This is a genomic window from Mesorhizobium sp., from assembly GCF_024509055.1.
Classification (GTDB): Bacteria; Pseudomonadota; Alphaproteobacteria; order Rhizobiales; family Rhizobiaceae; genus Mesorhizobium.
In genome coordinates, this window is sequence record NZ_JANINM010000016.1 from 1 (window position 1) to 7338 (window position 7338).

Annotated in this window: 11 protein-coding genes; 2 read left to right on the plus strand and 9 right to left on the minus strand. The window is 64.4% G+C overall.

Annotated elements, in window-relative coordinates; translation table 11 throughout:
- The 6 genes from Q0L57_RS01015 to Q0L57_RS01040 all read right to left on the minus strand — a co-directional run.
- Positions 1-236 (minus strand): hypothetical protein (locus Q0L57_RS01015; RefSeq protein WP_296736518.1); only part of this gene is annotated, 236 nt, incomplete at its 3' end.
- A gap of 162 nt (positions 237-398) precedes the next feature.
- Entirely contained in the window at positions 399-1349 is a 951-nt protein-coding gene (locus Q0L57_RS01020; protein ID WP_296736521.1) for a LysR family transcriptional regulator, read from the minus strand.
- A 41-nt stretch (positions 1350-1390) separates the two neighbouring features.
- Positions 1391-2002 carry a LysE family translocator gene (locus Q0L57_RS01025; protein ID WP_296736523.1) on the minus strand — a complete coding sequence of 204 codons (612 nt, stop codon included), beginning with the start codon at positions 2000-2002 and terminating at the stop codon, positions 1391-1393.
- Between the two features lie 70 nt (positions 2003-2072).
- On the minus strand, positions 2073-2417 hold the full coding sequence (locus tag Q0L57_RS01030) for a YkgJ family cysteine cluster protein (RefSeq protein WP_296736526.1): 345 nt from the start codon (positions 2415-2417) through the stop codon (positions 2073-2075).
- 79 nt (positions 2418-2496) lie between these two features.
- Complete coding sequence (locus Q0L57_RS01035; RefSeq protein ID WP_296736528.1) at positions 2497-3252, minus strand: SDR family NAD(P)-dependent oxidoreductase; 756 nt, start codon at positions 3250-3252, stop codon at positions 2497-2499.
- Positions 3253-3332: 80 nt separating this feature from the next.
- Positions 3333-3986: a glutathione S-transferase family protein gene (locus Q0L57_RS01040; protein WP_296736529.1), complete on the minus strand. Its 654-nt coding sequence runs from the start codon at positions 3984-3986 to the stop codon at positions 3333-3335.
- A 170-nt stretch (positions 3987-4156) separates the two neighbouring features.
- On the opposite strand from Q0L57_RS01040, the gene Q0L57_RS01045 reads away from it, so the two are divergent.
- Positions 4157-4336: a CsbD family protein gene (locus Q0L57_RS01045; protein WP_296736531.1), complete on the plus strand. Its 180-nt coding sequence runs from the start codon at positions 4157-4159 to the stop codon at positions 4334-4336.
- Positions 4337-4370: 34 nt separating this feature from the next.
- On the opposite strand, the gene Q0L57_RS01050 is transcribed toward Q0L57_RS01045, so the two are convergent.
- Both Q0L57_RS01050 and Q0L57_RS01055 read right to left on the minus strand, forming a co-directional pair.
- On the minus strand, positions 4371-5495 hold the full coding sequence (locus tag Q0L57_RS01050) for a metallophosphoesterase (RefSeq protein ID WP_296736533.1): 1125 nt from the start codon (positions 5493-5495) through the stop codon (positions 4371-4373).
- Between the two features lie 77 nt (positions 5496-5572).
- The gene (locus tag Q0L57_RS01055) at positions 5573-5896 is read right to left on the minus strand and encodes a hypothetical protein (protein ID WP_296736535.1); all 324 of its coding nucleotides are present in this window, start codon (positions 5894-5896) and stop codon (positions 5573-5575) included.
- A 215-nt stretch (positions 5897-6111) separates the two neighbouring features.
- Between Q0L57_RS01055 and Q0L57_RS01060 the strand changes: the two genes are divergently transcribed.
- Positions 6112-6633: a hypothetical protein gene (locus tag Q0L57_RS01060; protein WP_296736538.1), complete on the plus strand. Its 522-nt coding sequence runs from the start codon at positions 6112-6114 to the stop codon at positions 6631-6633.
- Between the two features lie 407 nt (positions 6634-7040).
- On the opposite strand, the gene Q0L57_RS01065 is transcribed toward Q0L57_RS01060, so the two are convergent.
- Positions 7041-7338 (minus strand): TetR family transcriptional regulator C-terminal domain-containing protein (locus Q0L57_RS01065; RefSeq protein ID WP_296736540.1); only part of this gene is annotated, 298 nt, incomplete at its 5' end.

Sequence of the window (7338 nt, forward strand, 5' to 3'; positions counted from 1 at the left end):
CCCTGGAAGCGGGCGCCGTAGCCGACCAGCACGGTGCCGAACACCGCCTGCATCGACAGGAACTGCGCCAGCATGCGGAAGTTCGAGCGCCGCTTCTCCTGCGGCACGACGGATTCGGTGTAGTCGGCAATGTCCGCCTCAGTGACGGACAGGATGGTCTCGACGCTGTCGGCGACGGCCGGCTGCGCTTCGGCGGGCAGCGACTGCCCGGGTGATGTCGGTGTTTGCAAGGTCATCTCAGTATCCCCTTTGCGAGGTGTTCCCCTGGTCGACATCCGGTCCGCGCCTTGCCTCTAGGGCAGCATCAACGAGACCGATGCAATGTCGCCATGCTTGACCATGAAACCCGTGCTTCCTCCCTTCAACGCCCAAAGATCGAACACTAAGCATTGACCAAATCAATGCATCCCTTCGCCCGGCTTCGTCAGCCCGACGACCTCGGCGATGAAAAGGTCGCGCGCGGTATGCGCCGGGCTCTGCGGATCGGTGACGATGAAGATGTCGTTGCGCGGCACGTTGGCGCCGGCAAGTAGCGGCCACAGCCGCCCGGCATCGACTTCGGCCTGCGCGTAGCCTTCGGGCAGGAAGCACAGCCCGACGCCCAGCGCCGCCAGCCGCCTCGCCTCCTCCAGATGGTCCGACATGCCGGCGATGTTGCGGCCGAGGCCGTGCTCGAGCCGGAACTGGGTGAGCTCGTCGCCCTCGTCGGCGCCGGTGAGCACGAAGGCCTCGCCGGCGAGAGCCGCCGGATCGGCGACGCTCTTGCCGAAGAGCGGATGCGGCCTTCCGCAATAAGGCCGGTGGATCTCGGTGAAGAGATGCAGATAGGCAAGCTCGGCGCGCTTGACCCGCGACGGCGAGATGCCGACATCGATACGGTGCTGGATGAGCGAGTTGACGACCTCGGTCCAGGCGGCGACCTCGACGATCAGCTCGACCGCCGGATATCTGGCGTGGAAGGCGGCGAGCGCCTCGTCGAGCGCGGGCGCCACGAGATTGGAGACCAGCATCACCCTGAGATGCCCGCGGATCTCCGCCTTCACGTCCGACAGCCTTGCCGGGATCTCGCGGATGGCGCCGGCGAATTCCTGGCAGCGTTCGGCGAGGATGCGACCCTCCTCCGTCAGCTCGAAGCCAGTCGGGCCGCGATGGCAGAGCGTGACGCCAAGCCTCTCCTCCAGGCGGCGCAGGGCAAGGCTCAGCGCCGGCTGCTTGCGGTTCAACTCCTGCGCGGCCCTGGTGACGGAGCGGGCGCTGGCGATCTCATGGAAGAACTTCAGCAGGTTCCAGTCGAGATTCCTGGCGAATTGCGGTCCGCGAACCGCCTGATCCGACTGCTTGCGCGCCAACGCCTGCTCCCCTCGAGCCTGTCCGCCCAATGGACCGCCGCTTACCGATCCGCCAGGGCCAGCTTGGCGCCAAGCATGACGAAGGCGCCGGCGAAGCTGCGGCGCATCCAGGTCAGCAGCATCGGCCTTGACGCGACCTGGCCGCGGATCGAAGCGGCGAACACGCCGTAGACGACGAAGACCAGGAAGGTCATCAGCATGAAGACACCGGAAAGCTCCAGCATCTTCGAGAACGCGTTCGGCTCGGCGGTGCTGACGAATTGCGGCAGGAAGGCGAAGAAGAAGATCGACAGCTTCGGATTGAGGATGTTGACCAGCACGCCCGAGCCGATGATCCTGGCAGTCGAGCGCGGCGCGACATTTTCCTCGACGCTCAGGCCGCCCCTATCCTTCAGCGTGTTCCAGGCCATGTAGAGCAGATAGGCGACGCCGACATATTTCAGCGTCTCGAAGGCGACTGCGCTGGTGTGCAGCACGGCGGCAAGGCCAGTGATGGCGGCCGCCATGTGCGGGATGATGCCCAGCGTGCAGCCGAAGGCGGCGATGACCGAGGCGCGCGCGCCACGCGAAAGGCCGGCGCTCAGCGTGTAGAGAACGCCGGTGCCGGGCGAAGCCACGACGATCAGCGACGTCAACAGGAATTCGATGCTCAAGGTTTCCTCCCATGGCCCTGCCCGGACGGGAAGGTATCGGGAGGCGGAACGGTGGGCAAGCGGGGGGAGATTACGCTATCGCCAACCCGTGTGCGGCCCTCGCCATCAGGCAGTCGTCGCCGCCGGGCATGCAGGCGCGGCAGACGTCGGGGCGCAGTTCGTAGATGCCGCAGGCGGTGTGCTTGCCGACCTCCCCAGTGAGCGCCAGGCAGCGATTGCCTTCGCAACGCATGCCGGACAGGTCGGCCGAGACGAATTTCTCCGGGATGCGGTCTAGCTGATCGTCATCCTCGGTCGAGAAGCGCGGCCAGTCTGCCGAATAGGCGCAACAGGCGCCGCAGCTCTGGCAGTCGAAGGCGACCCCGTCGGAAAGCAGGAAAGAAGGTGTGGCGTCGAGCGGCAAGGCAATCCTCATGCGTGCCCCGTCTTGGCCGACAATTGCGGCGGCGGCGAGAGGATTTTTGCGCGATGCGAAAGAATTTATGGCCGCCGGGTCAGCGCTCCTGGTCGGTCGGGCGGATCAGGATCTCGTTGACGTTGACGCGCGGCGGCTGGCTGACGGCATAGAGGATGGCGTTGGCGATATCCTCGGCGGTCAGCGCCTCCATGGTGGCGAGGCGATGGTCCAGGCCGGCCTTGGATTGCTCGTTGGTGATGTGGTCGCCAAGTTCCGTACGCACGAGGCCCGGCTCGATCACGCTGACGCGCACCTTGTCTGCGTAGACCTCGCGGCGCAGCGATTCCGAGAAGGCGACGACGCCGAACTTGGTCGCCGCATAACCGCTGGCGCCGGGATTGGCGACGCGGCCGGCGACCGACGAAACGTTGACGACATGACCCTTGGCGGCCTTGAGATGCGGCAGCGCCGCCTTGGTGGTTGCCATCAGGCCGATGAGGTTGAGCTCGATCATGCGCCGCCAATCGTCGAGGTCGGCTTCGGCCGCGGGTGACAAGAGCATGATGCCGGCATTGTTGACGAGGATGTCGAGGCGCCCCCATTGGGCGACGACCTTGTCGATCATGGCGGCGATATCGCCGTTGCTGGCGATGTCGGCTTCGATGGCGAGCGCGTTGCCGCCGGCCCTTTCGATGCGGCCGGCGAGCGCCGATAGGCGGTCGGCGCGGCGGGCGGCAACCGCCACCTTGGCACCGGCGGTGGCGAGCGCCGCGGCGGTCGCCTCGCCTATGCCGGACGAGGCGCCGGTGACCAGCGCGACCTTGCCGGCCAGAGGGGAATTAACGGATGCCATGATGAGATCTCCAGAAGCCCCGCCATTCAAGATAGGCCGCGTTCAAGCCAGTGGAAGCCCTTGCCTCGCGACCAACTTGGCTATTCGTCCGGACCCGGCTCCGGCCAGGGCTCCGCCGCCGCTTCCACGTACCACTGCCGCATCGCCGGCGTCGCCAGCATGGCGTCGACATAGGCACGGGTGACGGGCGCCAGCTCGCCGCCATAGGTGTCGAAACGGGTGACTACCGGCGCATACATGGCGTCGGCCGCCGTGAAATGGCCGAACAGGAACGGGCCGCCCCGGCCGTAGCGCTCGCGGCACTGGCGCCAGATCGCCTCGATGCGCGCCCGCTGCGCCTCGCCTTCGGCGTCGAGCGGCTTGTGCGCCTTCGGCCGGCGCAGGTTCATCGGCCAGCCATAGCGCACCTCGCGGAAGCCGGAATGCATCTCCGTCGCCACCGAACGCGCCAATGCGCGGGCGGCGAGATCATCCGGCCAGAGTCGTTTGTCCGGATAGAGGTCGGCCAGATATTCAAGGATGGCAAGGGTTTCCCAGACGATCCTGCCATCGTGGTTCAAGACAGGAACCAGTCCGGTCGGCGACACCCTGGCAAGGTTGGCGGCAGTGTCGGGCGTGCGCAGGCGCACGAAACCTTCCTCGAAAGGGATTTCGAGTTGTTTCATCGCCACCCACGGTCTCAGCGACCATGAGGAGAAGCATTTGTTGCCGATATAGAGCGTGAATTCCGCCAATGATGCCTCCCCGACGCCAAGTCGCGGCGCCAAGCTAGCCGCTTCACCTCGCCGCCGAAAGTCCCGGGCGCCTCACATCGGGTCTTGGAACTCAAACGCCACCCGATCGTTGAGCCAGCCGGATGCAATGTTCCCGCGTCCGCTCCATTCGAGACCCAGGAGATGCGCAGATGGTGAACAGGGATCAGATCGCCGGCATGGCCAAGCAGGTGAAAGGCTCGGTCAAGCAGGCGGCGGGCAAGGCCACCGGCAACCGCAAGGTGCAGGTCGAAGGCGCGGCCGACAAGCTCGCCGGCAAGGTGCAGAAGGCCTATGGCGATGTGAAGGACAAGGTCCGAAAGGTGTTCTGATCCCTAATGAAGGGCCGCCGCGAGGCGGCCTTTTTCATGTCTGGAACTGCTTTGAAAAGGCGTCGGTGAAGACGATCTCGCCATTGTCGCCGGCCGCTTCGCCCAGAACGACGTCCATGTAACCATCCGTCACCCGCGCCAGCGCGAAGCCACCCATGAAGGCAGCCTTCGGCTTGACGATGTCGAGGCCGTCGCGCTGGTAGATCATCGGCACTTCATGCTGATGGCCATGGAAGACGCCCACCACGTTGTAGCCCTTGATCGCGGCAAGCAGCGCCTGGCGGTCGGCGTCGCTCCACCAATGCGGCGGGCCGTTGCCCTGGTCGTCATAGGTGCGGCCGTCCCGATCCCAGCGCTCGATCGAGAAACTGTCCCAGCCATAGTGCTGGAAGAGGACGACCGGCCGGCCGTCGCCGGCATAGGTCGCAAGGTCCTGCTTCAGCCATGGCAGGCTGCTCACCGCGCCATGGCCGGTGTCGCCGGCGAAGCGGTGCGTCTGGATGAGATGCAGGCCGCCCCAGTCCCAGGAATAGCAGTCGGTGTCGACATCGTATTCGGTCGCCGGCACTGGCGGCTTGAAGAACACGCCGGCGCGATGGTTGATCTCGACATAGTCGCGCAATTCGCGCCGGTACCAGTCGACATGCGGCGGCGAGCCGTTCTGGTCGAGGTCGTGATTGCCGAGCCCGACATAGACCGGCATGTGGACACGGTCGGGACCGACGCCCTGTTGGTAACGCTGGCTGAACTGCAGCAACTGCGTGCCTTCGCTTGGCTCGGTGACCTGGCCGCCGCCATCGTCGGTGATGTCGCCGCCGGTGACGAGACCGAGCGGCGCGGCGATGCGGCCGCCGGCCGAACGCAGGCCGGTGGCGACGCCGCCGATCTCGGCCGGCCATTGCCTGCCGGCAATTCCGTTAAGGGCCGCCACGTGGCGCAAAAGCGCCGCGTCGGTCTTGCCTTCCTGCAGGCAACTTGGGCTCAACCCGCTCGCCATGCGGCAGGCGTGGATATCGGCGATGAAGAGGAAGGTCGCGTCGACAGGCTGGGCGCGCGTGCCGGCCTGGGCAACAGCGGAGCGCGGCAGGACGCAGGCCGCGGCCAGGCCGGCGGAATGAGCGAGGAAGGAACGGCGGGAAAAAGAGATCGGGCGATTCATGATCGCGCGATTGAATAGTGTCGGCGGCGGTTCGTCCAGTTCGGCGCCTCAAGGCCTTTCGCCTTGGTTGGCTGCTCCTAGTTTTCCTCGATCTTTCTCAAGTACCGCATGGTCGCGATCACGGCGCCGAACCCCACAGCGGCGACCACGGCAACGAGCGGCGTCATGCCAATCGTCAGGTAAGCGATTGCTCCAATCGCAACGCCGACGGACTTCACCCAGCCAGGCATTGATTGAGCTATATGGCTTTCGAAGATGAACTCACCTCCGAGCAAGGCACAGGATTGAACGACAAACAGCCAGAATAGAGCAGCGAAGAATCCAAATTTTCTCGAAAAAAATAGTCGCTCAATCGCATATGGGATGGCGACTGTCAGAGCGGACGGGGCAAGAAAAAGCATCCGAGCAAGTCAGCTTGTTTGATGTTTCGTCGACATATCGGTCACGCATTTGAACAGCTTTGGTGGCTGTTCGTCCAGTCTTGCTGCCATGGTGACATTCGCCAGGTAATTGAATCGGCCTGCTGCTGCAGTTGCGCTCAAGTTATGGAAGGGCTCCCAGGTCGACAGACCTGCTTGGGTCTGGCATTCATTGCAAACGCATCGGGGAGGACGTGATGAAAATCATGATGATCGGCATGGCGCTTGCCATGCTGGCTTTGACCGGCGCGGCGCAGGCGGCTGGCTGCGTCGACGCCGAGTCCGCGAAAGCAGGCTTCGTGCTGGAGAAGCCCGGTATTCGCAGCGAATTCCGCCCGGCGCCCGGAGGGATGGTCTCGGTCGCCAACAGCTACCAGTCGCAGTCGCCGCAGACGCAATATCTCTATGCCGGGCTGATCGAGGTGTTCCGCGACAGCGACACGGGAAGGCTGTCGATGATCCCGCTCGGCGACATCAGGAAGCTGTTCCCGCTGAAGGCGGGCGCCAAGAGCAAGACCGAGTTCGTCAGAGGCGCCGAAGGGCACCGAAACGGTGGCCCTTACGGTCAAGGGCAAGGAAAGCTACAAACTCGGCGACTGCACGTACAATGTGCTGGCGGTGAGCGAAACGATCACCGGCGATTCCGGGGCGGTCATCGATACCTTCACCGCGCTCTACTCACCCGATCTGCAGGCCGTGCTAGCCCACCGCTACGATGAAGGCACCAGCGCCCAGAGCGAGGTAGGTTTCCAGACGATCAAGCCGTTGGCGGAGTGAGGCTTCAGTTACAGGTTCCCGGGATAGGGCTCTGCTATGCCGTATCGGATCAAGAGAATTCTCCTAAAGACCGGTGAGATAGTCACGGAGCGCACTCTCCCCGGCGGAGGCATTTTGGTCGACGGGGACGCTCCAGTGGTCGGCGACGTGGTGGAGACCACCGTCCTCGGCCAGCCCATGAAGGTCGAAATCATATGGGGTCACTGGGCAGAACGCAGACAAACCAACCCGGATGTAATCGTCCCTTTGAGAGCCAAAGAGCTCTAACTTGACCAGACTTGGCAATCCCGTCCGGATGCTGGGGCGATAGCTGAAGCCTCTGTTGGACCTCGATAATTTGGCGGGACTCTCAATGTGACGGAGGAAGCAGCCCCCTCAAGCACTCCCGCAACACCCCGGCATCTTGCGCGGTCTTCGCCATCGACATGGCGCCGGAATAGATGGCGACGGTGAGCGCTGCGAAGCGGTCCGGATCGGTGCCCTCCTCCCGGCCGGCCTGCTGGTCCACCCGCATTTTGTCGGCGATCGCCTGCCGCCAGCCGGCGAAGATCCGGGCCAGCGCAACACGAAACTCGTCGTCGGCCAATGACAGTTCATGCGCGAGGTTGTTGAGCGGGCAGCCGCGCACATAGCCCTGCTGCTCGAGC